Genomic DNA, 16,810 nt, shown 5'->3' with positions numbered 1-16,810 from the left:
CGGTGATTACTTACCGAACACGAACGGCATAACGATGCCGATGAGGGCGAGCGCCTCACAGAAGGCGAAGCCCAGGATCTGGTTGGCACGGATCAGGCCGGCGGCCTCGGGCTGACGGGCCAGAGCCTGGGTGCCGTTACCGAAGATGATGCCGACGCCGATGCCGGGGCCGATGGCGGAGAGGCCGTAGCCGATGGAGCCGAGCGAACCGGAGACAGCGGCGAGGGTCTCAGTGGCAGCCATGCTGTTTCTTCCTTCTCTTTCACGGACCGGCGGGGGTTGGCCACCGGACGTTCTTGGGACTTGCGGGGGCGGAGGGGCTCAGTGGTGCTCGGCCAGAGCGCCCTGGATGTACGTGCAGGCGAGGAGCACGAAGACGTACGCCTGGACGGCCTGCACGAAAAGCTCGAAGAGGATCATGACCATGGTCATGATGAAGGAGACACCGGCCGCCGGGACCATCCAGCTGTTCAGGAGGTACCAGGAGGCGACCGTGAACATGACCAGCATCAGGTGGCCGGCGAACATGTTGGCGAAGAGTCGCACCGCGTGCGTGAACGGGCGCACGAGCAGGTTCGAGAAGAACTCGATGACCATGACGAGCGGCAGCACCGGGCCGAGCGACTTGTCGTAACCGGTGACGTTCTTGAAGAACCCGACGAAGCCGTGCCGCTTGAAGGTCAGCGAAACCCAGGTCACATAGACGATCGCGGCGAGGACCGCCGGGAAGGCGATGACCGACGAGACCGGGAACTGCGCGAGCGGGATCACGGACCAGATGTTCATGATCCAGATGAAGAAGAACAGCGAGACCATCAAGGGGACGTACTTCTCGCCCTCCTTCTTCCCGAGGGTCTCGTAGACGATGCCGCGGCGGACGAAGTCGTAGCCGGCTTCACCGACCATCTGCAGCTTGCCCGGCACGACCTTGGCCTTGCCGAAGGCCGCGTAGAAGAAGCCGATGACGAGGATGGTGGTGATGATGGCGAGCAGCATCACCTTGTTGAACTCGAACCCTCCAACCGTGGCAATCGGCTTGAAGAGGAACGAGTGCAGGCCCGGTGCCGGAAAACCACACCCGTCGGACATGATCCGACAGCTCCAGTCAAAGGCGAGCTGGGTCTGGTCAGCACTCACCGCGGGCTCCTTCGGCGTGACGCATGTGTACGGCAACCTCGTTGTGTCGGCGCGGCGCGCAGCCGCGGATCGGCACCGGACTGGTGTTACGGATGTGGGGGCGGCTGGGGGGCATCGAGCCTCGCGTTCGAGCAGGCGTCAGCTCAGATGCCCGCGCCCGCGATGCCGCAGTTGGCACCGGACGATAGCAGGAGATCTCACCGGCCTTTATCGCGCCCCTACTCGTCACGACGACGGTCCGGTCTTCGCGGGCTTCTCACTCTTCTCGGAGTCCGGGTCGATGTAGAAGATCTTGGCCTTCATGTGCGCACGAGCCTGCGCGGCCATCCACACGACCGTGGCGATGACGAGCCCGAGGGCGAACGCCTTCGCGTTGAAGAGAGAGGTGTCCTTGAAGAGGGCGACGAAGATCAGGAGAAGCAGCAGCTGTGCGACATAGAGCATCAACCCCATGGCCTGGAACAACTGCGGGAGCGTTTTTGCCGTCCACTGGAGAACGTACAGGCCGACTCCCATGAAGAGGATGGCCAGCACGGTGCCGACAGCCGCTCCGACGGCTCCCTTGCCTCCGGCCACCACGCCACTGACGGCGACCACGACAGCACCGGCAGCCGCTGTGGGCACAGCGCACTGCAAGAGGTTCCGGGCGTCATTGGACGGCATGGCGGCAACTCCGCTTTCGCAGGGGGCAGGGTGTCGTCATGGACGAGCGTAGTCCCGGGCTGAGTGGAGACCTCACGCCAATGGACCGTCGCACTGCGGTCCTTCGGCTCTATCCGGGGGGTTCTCGTGAACCGTATCACAAACTATTTGATGCAGTCTTTACCTGAAGGTGTGCGCACTGTCACACATGAGAGTGAACCTGCGCGTCTGAGCGAGAACACGGCCGACATGTCTGGTATTGGGGCGCTTCGTACCCCCATCGCCACCCCACGACTTGGCAATGCTCTCGTCAGATTCTTACCTTGTCCCTGCCTGGCGCCGGTCCGCCAGACGCGAACGGGGGCCGATGGCGGTCGCCCCGTTGACACCGGCCACACCGGACACCACGGGGGTGCGGTTCTCGGACTCGGCGGCGGCGGGCTGGTCCGCAGCGGGCGTCGACGCCTCCGGCGACAGGGCCTCGACCGGGCGGCGCCGCCGGTAGCGCGGCGGGACGAAGTGCTCCATCCAGCGCGGGGCACGCGGCGTGAACCGCGGCAGGAGCAGCAGGAGCAGCCCGATCGCGCTGAGGAACACGACCCCGAGCACGATCCACATGGAGGTCGAGTTGACCGAGTAGGCGAGCGCGCCGAAGGCGATGAGCGCCGACCAGAAGTACATGATCAGCACCGCGCGGCTGTGCGAGTGGCCGATCTCCAGCAGCCGGTGGTGCAGGTGGCCGCGGTCGGCGGCGAACGGTGACTGGCCGCGCCAGGTGCGGCGCACGATCGCGAGGATGAGGTCGGCGGCCGGGATCGCGATGATCGTCAGCGGCATGAGCAGCGGGATGAAGACGGGAACCATCGCGTGGGTGGTCTCCCGGGTGCCGCCGAGGTTGACGTTGAGTGCCTCGACGTCCAGCTGGCCGGTGACCGACACCGCGCTCGCCGCGAGGACCAGGCCGATCAGCATCGACCCCGAGTCGCCCATGAAGATGCGCGCCGGGTGCATGTTGTGCGGCAGGAAGCCGAGGCACATGCCCATGAGCACGGCGGAGAACAGGGTCGCGGGCGCCGCGGCCTCGGCACCGTAGCCGTACCAGATCCGGTAGGTGTACAGGAAGAACGCGGCCGCGGCGATGCAGACCATGCCCGCCGCCAGGCCGTCCAGACCGTCCACGAAGTTGACCGCGTTGATGGTGATGACCACGAGGGCGACCGTGAGCAGATTGCCCTGCCACGAGGTGACGGAGACCGTTCCGACGCCGGGGATGGGCAGCCACAGGATGGTCAGGCCCTGGAGGATCATGACGCCGGCCGCGATCATCTGACCGCCCAGCTTGATCAGGGCGCCCAGCTCGAACTTGTCGTCCAGGACCCCGACCAGCCAGATCAGGGCCGCCCCGGACAGCAGGGCCCGGGGTTCGTTCGACGTCTCGAAGACCTGGTTGAGGTTGGTGAGATGGTCGGCGACCAGCAGGCCCGCGCACAGGCCGAAGAACATCGCGATACCGCCGAGGCGCGGAGTGGGTTCCCGGTGCACGTCACGCGCCCGGATCTCCGGCATCGCCCCGGCCACGATCGCGAACTTCCGTACCGGCCCTGTCAGCAGATACGTCACCGCTGCCGTGATGCAGAGCGTCAGCAGGTATTCACGCACGGGCTTCCCCACAGAGGTCACTGGTGTGTCGACACCACACCATAGCCGCCACGGCTGTTGACGAGCCCAGGCGAGGGACGGCCGCGGACGCGGACCGCGGTCGGCACAGCTTCCGCACGTGGCGCGGGGGCGGTTCCTCAGGTGGGATACGGCGGGAACGCACCGGCCAGCTCCCGCACGGCGTCCCGGGCCCTCGAGGGATGCGTCACGCCGCGCAGCACCCCGGTGAGCAGCTCGGCGATCCGGACCATCTCCGTCTCGCCCATGCCCTGCGTGGTGATCGCGGCCGTGCCGAGCCTGAGTCCCCGGGCGTCGCCGTGCGGCAGGGCACAGCAGTCCATGACGAGGCCGGCAGCGGCCAGGCGGCCCCGGGCGGTCCGCCCGTCGACGCCGAGCGGCGCCGGGTCGGCGGTGATCAGGTGGGTGTCCGTGCCGCCGGTGGTGACGACCAGTCCCTCGGCGGCCAGCCGGGCCGCCAGTACCCGCGCGTTCGCCACCACCTGATGGGCGTACGCGGCGAACGCCGGTGTTGCCGCCTCCCCGAAGGCGACCGCCTTGGCGGCGATGGTGTGCATCTGCGCCCCGCCCTGGGTGAAGGGGAACACGGCCCGGTCGACCCGCTCGGCCAGCTCCGCGCGGCACAGGATCAGACCGCCGCGCGGCCCCCTGAGCACCTTGTGGCTCGTCCCGCAGACGATGTCCGCGTACGGCACCGGGTTGGGCGCCGCTCCCCCGGCGACGAGCCCGAGGGGGTGCGCGGCGTCCGCGATGAGGTACGCGCCCACCTCGTCGGCGACCTCACGGAAGAACGCGTGGTCGATGTGGCGCGGGTAGGCGATGGAACCGCACACGATCGCCTTGGGCCGGCGCGTGCGGGCCAGGGTGCGTACCTGCTCGTGGTCGATGAGCCCGGACTCGGCCTCAACCCCGTACCCGGCGAAGTCGAACCAGCGGCCGGAGAAGTTGACGGGCGAGCCGTGGGTGAGATGCCCGCCGTACGGGAGGCCGAGGGCGAGGACGGTGTCACCGGGGCGGAGCAGGGCGGCGTAGGCGGCGAGCACCGCCGAAGAGCCCGAGTGCGCCTGGACGTTGGCGTGGTCGGCGCCGAACAGGGCCTTGGCCCGCTCGACGGCGAGGCGTTCGGCGACGTCGACGACCTCGCAGCCGCCGTGGTGCCGTGCTCCCGGGTAGCCCTCGGCGTACTTGTTGGCGAGCGGTGAACCGAGGGCGGCCAGCACGGCCGGCGAGGTGAAGTTCTCGGCGGCGATCAGCTGGAGCGTCGACGACTGCCGCTCCCGCTCCGCGAGGAGGAGGTCGGCGAGCTCGGGGTCCTGGCGGCGCAGGACGTCGGCCTCGATGGCAGGGGTGACCGTCATGGTGGGCTCCGGGCGTCGACGGTGACGTACGACCAATGTAGGCCCGGGGCGGGTGGAGCGCTCGGCCGTTACGTCCGTGCGGGGACGCCCGTGAGCGCCGTGACGACCGGATCGAGTGCCTGGTGTATCTCGTCCCCGATGGACCGGAAGAACGTCAGGGGCGCGCCGTACGGGTCGTAGACCTCGTCGGCCTCGGCGTTCGGGGCGAGCAGCCACCCGCGTAGAGCCGCCGCGGCGCGGACCAGGGCGCGCGCGCGGACGACCACGCCGTCCTCCAGGGGCGGCAGGGTCGCCGGGTCGATCGCCTTGACCAGACGGGTGAACTCCTTGAGCGTGAAGGTCCGCAGGCCGGCCGAGTGGCCCATGGAGATGACCTGCGCCCGGTGGTCGCGGGTGGCGGTCAGCACCAGGTCGGCGCGGATGACGTGCTCGTCGAGGAGCTCGCGCCCGGTGAAGCCGGACGCGTCCGCGCCGAAGTCGGCCAGCACGGTCTCCGCGTGGGCCTCCATGGGCGCCCCCTCGTGGCCCCAGGTGCCCGCGCTCTCCACGACGAGCCCGCCGCCCAGGATGCCGAGCCGCTCCTTGACGAAATGCCGGGTCAGCCGCTCGGTGATGGGCGAGCGGCATACGTTGCCGGTGCTGACGTGGAGGATGCGGAAGCTGTCGCGCGGAAGTCCCACGAAGGTCGTCGTGATCTCCGCCGCGCTTTCCCCGTTGCCTATGCCACGCCCCGATCCAGGGGCCGTCAATTCGCCACCTCGAGGTCGGGTACGACCTTGCGCAGCTCGTCCGCCGACAGGGCGCCCGCGCGCAGCAGCAGGGGCACCTCGCGGGTGACGTCGACGATCGACGACGGGACGTTGCCGGGGGTGGGGCCGCCGTCGAGGTAGACGGACACGGAGTCGCCGAGCATCTCCTGCGCGGCGTCGCAGTTCTCCGGCGCCGGGTGCCCGGTGAGGTTCGCCGACGACACGGCCATGGGGCCGACCTCGGTGAGCAGCTCGATGGCGACGGGGTGCAGCGGCATGCGCACGGCGACGGTGCCCCGGGTGTCGCCGAGGTCCCACTGCAGGGACGGCTGGTGCCGGGCGACGAGGGTCAGCGCGCCCGGCCAGAAGGCGTCGACCAGCTCCCAGGCCAGCTCGGAGAAGTCCGTGACGAGGCCGTGCAGCGTGTTCGGGGAGCCGATGAGGACGGGGGTGGGCATGTTGCGGCCCCGGCCCTTCGCGTCCAGCAGGTCGGCGACCGCCTCCGAGGAGAACGCGTCGGCGCCGATGCCGTAGACCGTGTCCGTCGGCAGCACCACGAGCTCGCCTCGGCGGACGGCGGACGCTGCCTCGCGCAGACCGGTCACACGGTCGGTCGCGTCGTTGGTGTCGTATCGCCGTGCCATCTTTAGCTGGCCTCCTCGTACACGTGCTGCTGGGATGAAGACTGCGGGGTGCTCACGGCAGTGCCTTGCGGGCCGTGGCGAAGCGCGGGCGGTTGTTCAGGTCCGGGTGGTCGGCGGCGTCGGTCCAGCCGCGGTCCTCGGCGAAGATCCACGGCACCTGGCCGCCCTGGGTGTCGGCGTGCTCGACGACGACCACGCCGCCGGGGCGCAGCAGCCGGTGCGCGGTGCGTTCCAGGCCGCGGATGAGGTCGAGGCCGTCCTCCCCGGAGAAGAGGGCCATGTCGGGGTCGTAGTCCCGGGCCTCGGGGGCGACGTACTCCCACTCGGTGAGCGGGATGTACGGCGGGTTGGTGATGACCAGGTCGACCTGGCCGTCGAGGTCCGGGAAGGCGGTGAGGGCGTTGCCCTGCCGCAGGTCGACCCTGGAACCCTCGACGTTCTTGCGGGTCCACTTGAGGGCGTCCTCGGACAGCTCGACCGCGTGCACGCGCGAGCGCGGCACCTCCTGGGCGAGGGCGAGCGCGATGGCGCCGGAGCCGGTGCACAGATCGACGATGCACGGCTCAACGACGTCCATGGCGCGCACGGCGTCTATGGCCCAGCCGACCACCGACTCCGTCTCGGGCCGCGGCACGAACACACCGGGCCCGACCTGGAGTTCCAGGTAGCGGAAGTAGGCGCGCCCGGTGATGTGCTGGAGCGGTTCGCGGGCCTCGCGGCGGGCGATGACCTCCCAGTAGCGGGCGTCGAAGTCGGAGTCCTTGACGGAGTGCAGCTCGCCGCGCTTGACGCCGTGCACGAACGCGGCGAGTTCCTCCGCGTCGGTACGCGGCGAGGGCACGCCGGCGTCGGCGAGCCGCTGGGTGGCCTGGGCCACCTCCGCGAGCAGCAGGTTCACGCAAGTCCTCCGTAGTACTCGTACGTGCTCGTACGTGCCCGCACGTGCCTTACGCGGCCGCCAGCTTCGCGGCCGAGTCCGCGTCGACGCAGGCCTGGATGACCGCGTCGAGGTCCCCGTCCAGGACCTGGTCCAGGTTGTACGCCTTGAAGCCGACCCGGTGGTCCGAGATGCGGTTCTCCGGGTAGTTGTACGTGCGGATCTTCTCGGAGCGGTCGACGGTGCGGACCTGGCTGCGGCGCGCGTCCGCCGCCTCCCTCTCCGCCTCCTCCTGCGCCGCCGCGAGCAGCCTGGAGCGCAGGATACGCAAGGCCTGCTCCTTGTTCTGCAGCTGGCTCTTCTCGTTCTGGCAGGAGGCGACGACTCCGGTGGGCAGGTGCGTGATGCGCACGGCGGAGTCGGTGGTGTTGACGGACTGCCCGCCGGGCCCGGAGGACCGGTAGACATCGATGCGCAGGTCGTTGGGGTTGATCTCGACGTCGACCTCCTCCGCCTCGGGCGTGACCAGCACACCGGCGGCGGAGGTGTGGATACGGCCCTGGGACTCCGTCGCGGGCACGCGCTGCACGCGGTGCACACCGCCCTCGTACTTCAGCCGGGCCCACACGCCCTGCCCGGGCTCGGTCGCGCCCTGGCCGCCCTTGGTCTTCACGGCGACCTGGACGTCCTTGTAGCCGCCCAGCTCGGACTCGGTGGCGTCGATGATCTCGGTCTTCCAGCCGACACGCTCGGCGTAGCGCAGGTACATGCGCAGCAGGTCGCCGGCGAACAGGGCCGACTCGTCGCCGCCCGCGCCCGCCTTGATCTCCAGGATGACGTCCTTGTCGTCGCTGGGGTCGCGCGGCACCAGGAGCAGACGCAGCTTCTCCGTGAGCTCGTCGCGGGCCTTCTCCAGCTCCTTGACCTCGGCGGCGAACTCCGGGTCGTCGGCGCCCAGTTCGCGCGCGGTCTCGATGTCGTCACCGGTCTGCTTCCAGGAGCGGTACGTGGCGACGATCGGGGTGAGCTCGGCGTAACGCTTGTTCAGCTTGCGCGCGTTGGCCTGGTCGGAGTGGACCGACGGGTCGGCGAGCTTCTTCTCCAGATCGGCGTGCTCGGCGACGAGTTCCTCGACGGCCTCGAACATCTTGGGCTCCTGTGAACGGACGGGGGGTGAAGGGCGGGCGACCAAAAACGCCGGTCCAGGAGCGCCCGGTGGAGGGGCGCGTCCGTGGACCGGCGCATTGAGGCTCGCTACTTCTTGGAGCCGGCGGCCTTGCCGAAGCGGGCCTCGAAGCGGGCCACACGGCCACCGGTGTCGAGGATCTTCTGCTTGCCCGTGTAGAACGGGTGGCACTCGGAGCAGACATCGGCGCGGATGGTGCCGGACTCGATGGTGCTGCGGGTGGTGAACGACGCGCCACAGGTGCAGCTGACCTGCGTCTCGACGTACTCGGGGTGGATGTCGCGCTTCAAGGTGTCTCCTAGGTTCGGGAGGGCGCCGGGTCGCTGACGCGGGATGCGGGAGCGTGAACCGGAGCCGACGTACCAGTCTGCCAGGACTGGGCCCATCCCCCAAAACCGGGGGTTGCCGTCGTTTGTTCCCCGAGGGCCGGACGGGGCCGCTCGCGCGGCTCCCCGCGCCTCTGGGGGCGGGCCTGTCAGCCGCTCACGACGCCCTTGGCCTCGCCCGAGGCATTGCCCTTGGTCGCGCTCTTCGGGATCGGCTTGTCCTGCTCCAGGGCCTTCCAGATCTGGTCGGCCTTCTTCTTCTGGAGCAGGACGCGGTTGGGGTCGGCGGGGTCGTAGACCACCGGCATCGTGATCATGTGCATGCTGGAGGGGCTGATGCCCTTCAGGCCGCCGGCGAAGGACGCGAGCCTGTTGACCGAGCCGAGGTCGGAGTCGGTCGTCACCGCCTGGGTCGCGGTCTCCGCGAGGTCGAGCAGCTTCTTGGGGTTGGAGAAGACGCCGACGTCCTTGATCTGGTGGACCAGGGCCTTGATGAAGGCCTGCTGGAGCTGGATGCGGCCCAGGTCGGAGCCGTCGCCGACGCCGTGTCTGGTGCGGACCAGGCCGAGGGCCTGCTTGCCGTTCAGCGTGTGGGTGCCGGCCTTCAGCTTCAGATGGCTGTCGGGGTCGTCGATGCTCTTGGTCGTGGTGATCTCGACGCCGCCGAGGTCGTCGATGAGCTTCTGGAAGCCGGAGAAGTCGACCTCCAGGTAGTGGTCCATGCGCAGATCGGTGATCGACTCGACGGTCTTCACGGCGCAGGCCGCCCCGCCGGTGGAGTACGCGGAGTTGAACATCACGCCGTGGGCGGCGGGGTGCTCGTCGCCGTGGGTGTCCGTGCAGGAGGGCCGGTCGATGAGGGTGTCGCGCGGGATGGAGACCACACTGGCCTTCTTGTGGCCCTTGTAGACGTGCACGATCATCGCGGTGTCGGAGCGGGCGCTGCCGTCGTCGGTGCCGCCGCCGAGCTTCTTGTTGCCGCCGGCGCGGGTGTCGGAGCCGAGGACCAGGATGTTCTCGGAGCCGTTGTCGACCTTCTCGGGCCGGTCGGTGCCGAGGGCCTGGTCGATGTCGACGCTCTTGAGGTTGCCGTTGAGCGTGAAGTACACGTACCCGGCTCCGGCGCCGCCCAGCACGACGATGCCCGCGGCGGTCCAGGCCGTGATCAGCAAGCCCTTGTGGCGCTTCTGGGGCTTGCGGCGTCGGCCCTTGCCACGCCCACGCGCTGCGTTCGTGCCGTTCTCACCCGGTATCACCGGGTCCGGCGTGCTCTCGGCAGACATGTACTCCTCAGCTCTTCTACGGTCGGTTACCCCCTGCGGTCAGTGCCAGGCGTGGCCGGAGAAGACCCTTCCTCGCACTATCGTCGCTCCACCAGGACAGACGGAGAAACTCGGGAAAGGGTTGCACAACGGACCGTGCCCGCCGCGTGGAGCGGCGGGCACGGTCCGTAGTCGTCACAGCGGGGTGAACCCCGCTCACCTGCGGTTTCAGCCGAAGATGTCGTATTGCTTGAAATCGGTGCCGACGGACTGCCTTGTGGCAAAGATCTCGCTGGTCCCCTTGCCGGTTCCGGCGTACAGGTACAGCGTGCCGCCGGGGGTGCGGGCCAGGAAGTCGGCCTTGCCGTCGCCGGTGACGTCACCGGTCGCGTCGAAAGCGTTGTAGCCGTCCCACGTGCGCACCTTGACCCGGGCCGAGAAGGCGCCCGAGCCGGCCTTGCCCGTGCCCTTGTAGAGGTAGAGGTAGCCGCCCGACGTGCTGCGGGCGATCAGGTCGGCCTTGCCGTCCCCGTTGAAGTCGCCCTTGCCGCGCACGGAGTTGTACTGGTTCCAGCCGGAGCCGACCTGCACGCGGGCCGCGAAGGTGCCGTTGCCCTTGCCGGGGTAGATCCACAGGACGCCCGCGGAGTCGACCGAGAGCAGGTCGGGCAGGTAGTCGCCGGTGACGTCGCCGGGGGCGATGATCCGGGTGCGGGTCTTCCAGTTGTCGGCGATCTGCGTGGTGGTGCCCGTACGGCCGGAGGCCCAGAAGACGTCGCCGTCGCTGCTGCGCCGGTAGACGAGGTCCTGGTAGCCGTCGCGGTCGAGGTCCGTCTGGAGGACGACGTTCACGCCGTTCCAGTTGCCCCAGGACTCACGGGCGGCGAACGACGTGCCCTTGGACGCCTTGGAGTAGCCGGTCTTGGTGGAGGCGTTGCGCACCCACAGGTCGGCCTTGGCGTCGCCGCTGAGGTTGGCGTCGTCGAGACGCGGGTAGGCGGCGCCGACGTAGGTGCTGACCTTGCTGAAGACGCTGTAGGCGCCCTTCTCGACGCAGTCCGTCACGCCCCAGGACACGACCCCGACGATCCGGTTGTCGACGACCAGCGGGCCGCCGGAGTCGCCGTTGCACGCGGAGACGGTGCCGGCGTCGCTGCCGGTGGCGGGCTTGCCGGCGCAGACCATGTGGCCCTTGATGAAGTCCCTGCCGTACGCGCCGGAGCACGTCGTGTCGGACTGCATGGGCAGCGTGGCGGTCTTCAGCGTCTCGGAGATGTCCTGGCTGGTGGAGCTGGTGCGGCCCCAGCCGTAGACCTTGGCGCTGGTGCCGGCCTTGTACGACGCGGTGTCGCCGGACGTCGTCATCCGGATCGGCGTGGCCTTGACCGGGGTGTCGAGCGTCAGCACCGCGATGTCGTTGTCGACGGTCGTCGCGCTGTACAACGGGTGGTTCCACTGCCGCAGGACCGCCGTGGCGGTACCGCCGTGCAGGTCGGTGCCGTCGTCCGAGGGCAGCCGGGAGGTGCCGGTGACGACGGCGCCGTGGGCGTTCCAGTCGTAGCCCTTGACGCAGTGCGCGGCGGTGAGGATCTTCGTCGGCGCGACGACCGCGCCGCCGCAGAAGAAGCCGATGTCGTCACGGGTGCTGGAAGTGCCGCGGGTGTCGGAGTAGAGCAGCTGCGCCATCCACGGGGCCGTGCTGATGGTGGTCTCGTTGCCGCCGATGACCTTCGGGTCGATGCGGCCGGCGACGGTGCCCGCGCTGAGCGAGGCCTGGCTCGTCTTGCCGGCGACGTCGTCACCGGCCATGCCACCCGCGATGCGCTGCTGCAGCTCGGCCGCCGACGGCGAGTCGGCGGCGGGCCTGACCACCGGCTCCGGCAGCGGGGTGGCCGCACCGGCGGACGTCGACAGCAGCGCGCCGGCGACGGCGGCGGCGACACCGGCCGCGGCGACGGGAAGCGCGATGCGTATCCGGCGTCTGTGCCGACCGCCCCCGGGCATGGGTGTACCCACGAATGTCCCCCCTTGGGATCACAAGTTCGAAGAGAGCGTGATCCTACCCGCACTCCCCCAGCACAAAGGGCCGCCCCCCGTCCGGGGAGCGGCCCTCTCGCGCGATCCTTGCCTCAGTCGCCGTTGCCCGGCGTCGGGGTGGTCTTCTGGATCTGCATCAGGAACTCGGCGTTCGACTTCGTCTGCTTCATCTTGTCGAGCAGCAGCTCGACCGCCTGCTGCTGGTCGAGGGCGTGCAGCACCCGGCGCAGCTTCCAGACGATGGCGAGCTCGTCGGGGGCGAGCAGGATCTCTTCCTTGCGGGTGCCGGACGCGTCGACGTCCACCGCCGGGAAGATGCGCTTGTCGGCGAGCTTGCGGTCGAGCTTGAGCTCCGCGTTGCCGGTGCCCTTGAACTCCTCGAAGATGACCTCGTCCATGCGGGACCCGGTGTCCACCAGCGCGGTGGCGAGGATCGTCAGCGAACCGCCGTCCTCGATGTTGCGGGCCGCACCGAAGAAGCGCTTCGGCGGGTACAGCGCCGTCGAGTCGACACCACCGGACAGGATGCGGCCGGAGGCCGGGGCGGCGAGGTTGTACGCACGGCCCAGGCGGGTGATCGAGTCGAGCAGCACGACCACGTCGTGACCCAGCTCCACCAGGCGCTTGGCGCGCTCGATGGCGAGCTCGGCGACGGTGGTGTGGTCCTCGGCCGGGCGGTCGAAGGTCGAGGAGATGACCTCGCCCTTCACCGACCGCTGCATGTCGGTGACCTCTTCCGGACGCTCGTCGACGAGGACGACCATCAGGTGGCACTCGGGGTTGTTGTGCGTGATCGCGTTGGCGATCGCCTGCATGATCATGGTCTTGCCGGTCTTCGGCGGGGCCACGATCAGACCGCGCTGGCCCTTACCGATCGGCGCGACGAGGTCGATGATGCGGGTGGTGAGGACGCCCGGGTCCGTCTCCAGGCGGAGGCGGTCCTGCGGGTACAGCGGCGTCAGCTTGTTGAACTCCGGTCGCCCGCGCCCGGATTCGGGCGCCATGCCGTTGACGGAGTCCAGGCGCACCAGCGCGTTGAACTTCTCGCGCCGCTCGCCGTCCTTGGGCTGACGCACGGCACCGGTGATGTGGTCACCCTTGCGCAGGCCGTTCTTGCGGACCTGGGCGAGGGAGACGTACACGTCGTTGGGGCCGGGCAGGTAGCCGGACGTGCGGATGAAGGCGTAGTTGTCGAGGATGTCCAGGATGCCCGCGACGGGGATCAGGACGTCGTCCTCGTTGATCTGCGGCTCCTGGACCTCGTCACGGCCCCGACGGCCGCGGCGGTCGCGGTAGCGCCCGCGACGCCCACGACGGCCGCCCTCGAAGTCGTCGTCCTCGTCGGGACGCTGCTGGCCACGGTCCTGACGACCGCCGCCGCCCTGGTTCTGCTGCTGGCCGCGCTGGCCGCCCTGCTGGTCGTCGCCCTTGCCCCCGCGGCGGTCACGGTCACCGCCGCGGTCACCACGGTCACCGCGGTCACCGCGGTCACGGTCCCGGCCGCGCTCACGGCGGTCACGGCGACGGCCCTCGCCGTCACCGGCGTCGGACTTGGCCTCGTTGTTCTGCGACTGCTGCTGTGCCGGCGTCTCGGCCTTGGAGTCGCTCTTCGCCTCGGCGACGATGGTCTCCGTGGTGGAAGCCGGGGCTCCGGCCTCGGCGGTGGCCCGGCGACGGCGGCGCTCGGGAGCGTCGTCTCCACGCTCGTTGTCGCTCGACCGGGCGGCGCCGCCCGCGGGCTGGCCGGGGATCTCGATCTGCTGCTGGGCCACGGCCTTGTCCGCGGGGGCCTGGGAGGCCTCCTTCGCGTCCGCCTTCTTGTCCGCCTTGTCGGCGTTGTCGCCCGTACGGGTCCGCGAGGTGGCGCGGCGCTTGGGCTTGGTCTCGGCGGGGGCGTCGGCCTTCGCGGCCGGAGCGGCGCCGCCGGACGCCTGCGCCTCCTTGATGACCTCGATCAGCTGGCTCTTGCGCATGCGCGCGGTGCCCCTGATGCCGAGGCCGGATGCGACCTGCTGCAGCTCGGCCAGCACCATGCCTTCGAGGCCGGTACCACGGCGCCGCCGGGAGCCGGCACCGGTGGCAGGCGCGGAGGCGTCCGTGGCGGGCGCGGCAGCGGTCTCCTCGACACGTGCGCCCATCAGATCGGTGGTGTCGCTCACGAAGGGTCCTTCCCTGGAGCGGACGTCGGCCTGTCTGGCTCGGCGACCGGTTGTGCTGTCCGGCTTCGGTCCGTGTGGTGTGAACCGTGCCGGGGCGGTGGTCCGCCTAAGCGGCGGAGGAATCTGGTGATGGCGCTTCCTGAGCCGTGGCACCCAGTGTCAGTGTCACGCGGCGTGGTCGCACCGGTTCCGGAGCATGCCCTGCGCCCCGCTCAGTGTCCGTGTACGTCGTACGGTCCGACGTACGGAACACAGTGCGGCTTGGGGGGCTCCCGGAAGAATGTCTGTCCCGGACGGGGACACGAGGCACCTCGCCATGGTGGGGTCGGGTGCAGACTTGAGGTTAACACTACCGGATCCAACAAACATTCCCCCTCTCGAAATCCGGCAATCGAGCGCTTTCAGATGTCACCGGGGGTCGCGAGCGGCAGCACGCTCGCGCCCTGCTGATCGAGGCGCAGCCGGTTCGCGGCCCAGTCCGCGCCGGCCAGGGCCTCGACCTTGTCGGCGCTCTCGGCGTCGGCCAGCGCCATGACCGTCGGTCCCGCCCCGGAGATCACCGCGGGGATGCCGTCGCCCCGCAGCCGCTCCACCAGTGCCGCGCTCTCGGGCATGGCGGGGGCGCGGTACTCCTGGTGCAGGCGGTCCTCGGTGGCGGGCAGCAGCAGTTCGGGGCGTCGCGTCAGCGCCTCGACGAGCAGGGCGGCCCGGCCGGCGTTGGCCGCCGCGTCGACATGCGGCACGGTGCGCGGGAGCAGCCCGCGCGCGGTTTCCGTCAGGACCGGCTTCCCGGGGACGAAAACCACCGGAACGATGGAATCCGAGGGCTCCATCCTGATCGCGCGGGCCGCGCCGCCCTCCATCCAGGACAGCGTGAAACCGCCGAGCAGGCACGCGGCGACGTTGTCGGGGTGGCCCTCGATCTCGGTGGCCAGTTCCAGCAGGGCCGTGTCGTCGAGCTTGGCGTCCGCTCCTATGGTCACGGCGCGGGCGGCGACGATCCCGGCGCAGATGGCGGCCGACGAGGAGCCGAGGCCCCTGCCGTGCGGGATGCGGTTGGCGCAGACGATCTCCAGGCCGCGCGGCTGTCCGCCCAGCAGGTCGAACGCGGTGCGCAGGGAACGGACGAGAAGGTGCCGCTCGTCGCGCGGGAGCGTTTCGCTGCCCTCCCCCGCGATGTCGATGTGCAGCCCGGAGTCGGCCACCCGGACGACCACGTCGTCGTACAAGCCCAGCGCGAGGCCGAGGGCGTCGAAGCCCGGGCCGAGGTTGGCGCTGGTGGCGGGGACGCGCACCCGGACGGCGGCGGCGCGGAACGCTGGACCGGCCATCGCTCGATGACTCTCCTTGAGCTGCGGTGATTGTCGAATGACGTTCAGTGGACATTCGATGGCGTACGAGAACCCAGGGGGGCGGCTGCCGGCCGCGAGGGCCGGCCGCTGTCCCGGCCGCGGAGACGGCGCTGCACCGTGCTCCCTGCGGAGGCATATGCGGCGGGCGGGTTCAGTACAGCCTATCGAAGGAAGGTTCTGTGGCGACATAGGGCGCACAGGAGGCGCACGATGCGTGTCGTAAGCCCCCTGTGCACCCCCTGTAGGGAACCTCCCCGGGCGACCGCCGTCTTACGCCCGACCATGTCGGGCGCTGCACCGGCGCTCGAAGCGTCGGTGCACGTCAGGCCCGGCCCGGGCGCCCTCAGGCGAGACCCAGGCGCTCCGCCGCGGTGGCCGCGTCGACGGGGACGGTGACCGGCTGCGGGGCACCGGCGACGGCCCAGTCGGGGTCCTTCAGCCCGTTGCCGGTGACGGTGCAGACGATCCGCTGGCCCGGGTCGACCTTGCCCTGCTCGGCCGCCTTCAGCAGACCGGCGACGGACGCGGCGGACGCCGGCTCGACGAAGACGCCCTCCTGCGACGCCAACAGCCGGTAGGCGCGCAGGATCTCACGGTCCGTCACCTCGTCGATGAACCCGCCCGACTCGTCCCGCGCGGCGAGCGCGTACTGCCAGGAGGCCGGGTTTCCGATGCGGATGGCGGTGGCGATGGTCGAGGGGTCCTTGACGACCTCGCCGCGCACGATCGGGGCACTGCCGGAGGCCTGGAAGCCCCACATCCGCGGGGTCCGGGTCGCCACACCGTCGGTGGCGTACTCCGTGTAGCCCTTCCAATAGGCCGTGATGTTGCCCGCGTTGCCCACCGGCAGGACGTGGATGTCGGGCGCGTCGCCGAGCATGTCCACGATCTCGAAGGCCGCCGTCTTCTGACCCTCGATCCGCACCGGGTTGACCGAATTGACCAGCGCCACGGGGTAGTTGTCGCTCAGGCCGCGCGCGAGCGTGAGGCAGTCGTCGAAGTTGCCGTCGACCTGGAGGATCTTCGCGCCGTGCACGAGGGCCTGGCCCATCTTGCCGAGCGCGATCTTGCCCTGCGGCACGAGCACGGCGCAGACCATCCCGGCCCGCACGGCGTACGCCGCCGCGGAGGCCGACGTGTTGCCGGTGGAGGCGCAGATGACGGCCTGCGCGCCCTCCTCCTTGGCCCGGGTGATGGCCATGGTCATTCCGCGGTCCTTGAAGGAACCGGTCGGGTTCGCGCCCTCCACCTTGAGGTGGACCTCGCAGCCCGTGCGCTCGGAGAGCACCTGCGCGGGCACGAGCGGCGTGCCGCCCTCGCGCAGCGTCACGACCGGCGTGGTGTCGGAGACCGGCAGCCGGTCCCGGTACTCCTCGATGATTCCGCGCCACTGGTGGGTCATTG

The 16,810-nt window shown here is 69.9% G+C and carries 15 protein-coding genes; all 15 read right to left on the bottom strand.

The features are described from left to right. Positions 1-6: 6 nt before the first annotated feature. Positions 7-243: an ATP synthase subunit c family protein gene (locus AC0665_RS04385; RefSeq protein ID WP_031104199.1), complete on the bottom strand. Its 237-nt coding sequence runs from the start codon at positions 241-243 to the stop codon at positions 7-9. A 78-nt stretch (positions 244-321) separates the two neighbouring features. Further along, on the bottom strand, positions 322-1,089 hold the full coding sequence (gene atpB / locus AC0665_RS04380; RefSeq protein ID WP_478610054.1) for a F0F1 ATP synthase subunit A: 768 nt from the start codon (positions 1,087-1,089) through the stop codon (positions 322-324). A 273-nt stretch (positions 1,090-1,362) separates the two neighbouring features. Beyond that, positions 1,363-1,800 (bottom strand): Cg1360 family ATP-synthase-associated protein, encoded by a 438-nt coding sequence (locus AC0665_RS04375; protein ID WP_468638536.1) that lies wholly within the window; start codon positions 1,798-1,800, stop codon positions 1,363-1,365. 297 nt (positions 1,801-2,097) lie between these two features. Beyond that, the gene (locus AC0665_RS04370; protein ID WP_478610017.1) at positions 2,098-3,438 is read right to left on the bottom strand and encodes an MraY family glycosyltransferase; all 1,341 of its coding nucleotides are present in this window, start codon (positions 3,436-3,438) and stop codon (positions 2,098-2,100) included. A gap of 137 nt (positions 3,439-3,575) precedes the next feature. Continuing rightward, entirely contained in the window at positions 3,576-4,814 is a 1,239-nt protein-coding gene (locus AC0665_RS04365) for a serine hydroxymethyltransferase (RefSeq protein WP_478610016.1), read from the bottom strand. A gap of 68 nt (positions 4,815-4,882) precedes the next feature. Beyond that, positions 4,883-5,563: an arsenate reductase/protein-tyrosine-phosphatase family protein gene (locus AC0665_RS04360; protein ID WP_363117292.1), complete on the bottom strand. Its 681-nt coding sequence runs from the start codon at positions 5,561-5,563 to the stop codon at positions 4,883-4,885. Next, entirely contained in the window at positions 5,560-6,207 is a 648-nt protein-coding gene (locus AC0665_RS04355) for an L-threonylcarbamoyladenylate synthase (RefSeq protein ID WP_356436139.1), read from the bottom strand. The genes AC0665_RS04360 and AC0665_RS04355 overlap by 4 nt, the downstream gene beginning before the upstream one ends. A 52-nt stretch (positions 6,208-6,259) precedes the next feature. Further along, on the bottom strand, positions 6,260-7,105 hold the full coding sequence (gene prmC, locus AC0665_RS04350) for a peptide chain release factor N(5)-glutamine methyltransferase (RefSeq protein WP_234848501.1): 846 nt from the start codon (positions 7,103-7,105) through the stop codon (positions 6,260-6,262). Between the two features lie 49 nt (positions 7,106-7,154). Further along, the gene (gene prfA / locus AC0665_RS04345; RefSeq protein WP_468407586.1) at positions 7,155-8,231 is read right to left on the bottom strand and encodes a peptide chain release factor 1; all 1,077 of its coding nucleotides are present in this window, start codon (positions 8,229-8,231) and stop codon (positions 7,155-7,157) included. A 107-nt stretch (positions 8,232-8,338) separates the two neighbouring features. Beyond that, the gene (gene rpmE, locus AC0665_RS04340; RefSeq protein ID WP_003992975.1) at positions 8,339-8,560 is read right to left on the bottom strand and encodes a 50S ribosomal protein L31; all 222 of its coding nucleotides are present in this window, start codon (positions 8,558-8,560) and stop codon (positions 8,339-8,341) included. Between the two features lie 185 nt (positions 8,561-8,745). Further along, positions 8,746-9,879 carry an LCP family protein gene (locus AC0665_RS04335; RefSeq protein ID WP_478610015.1) on the bottom strand — a complete coding sequence of 378 codons (1,134 nt, stop codon included), beginning with the start codon at positions 9,877-9,879 and terminating at the stop codon, positions 8,746-8,748. A 207-nt stretch (positions 9,880-10,086) separates the two neighbouring features. Further along, positions 10,087-11,862, bottom strand: coding sequence for a trypsin-like serine protease (locus AC0665_RS04330; protein WP_478610053.1), 1,776 nt, complete (start codon positions 11,860-11,862; stop codon positions 10,087-10,089). Positions 11,863-11,987: 125 nt separating this feature from the next. Beyond that, positions 11,988-14,054: a transcription termination factor Rho gene (gene rho / locus AC0665_RS04325; protein WP_478610014.1), complete on the bottom strand. Its 2,067-nt coding sequence runs from the start codon at positions 14,052-14,054 to the stop codon at positions 11,988-11,990. A 401-nt stretch (positions 14,055-14,455) separates the two neighbouring features. Next, positions 14,456-15,385, bottom strand: a complete 930-nt coding sequence (thrB, locus tag AC0665_RS04320; protein ID WP_468407580.1) for a homoserine kinase — start codon at positions 15,383-15,385, stop codon at positions 14,456-14,458. A gap of 364 nt (positions 15,386-15,749) precedes the next feature. Continuing rightward, positions 15,750-16,808 (bottom strand): threonine synthase, encoded by a 1,059-nt coding sequence (gene thrC, locus AC0665_RS04315; RefSeq protein ID WP_363117287.1) that lies wholly within the window; start codon positions 16,806-16,808, stop codon positions 15,750-15,752. Between the last annotated feature and the right edge of the window lie 2 nt (positions 16,809-16,810).

The sequence above is a fragment of the Streptomyces sp. NPDC043685 genome, assembly GCF_056436585.1.
This window is presented reverse-complemented; position numbering and strand designations above follow the sequence as displayed.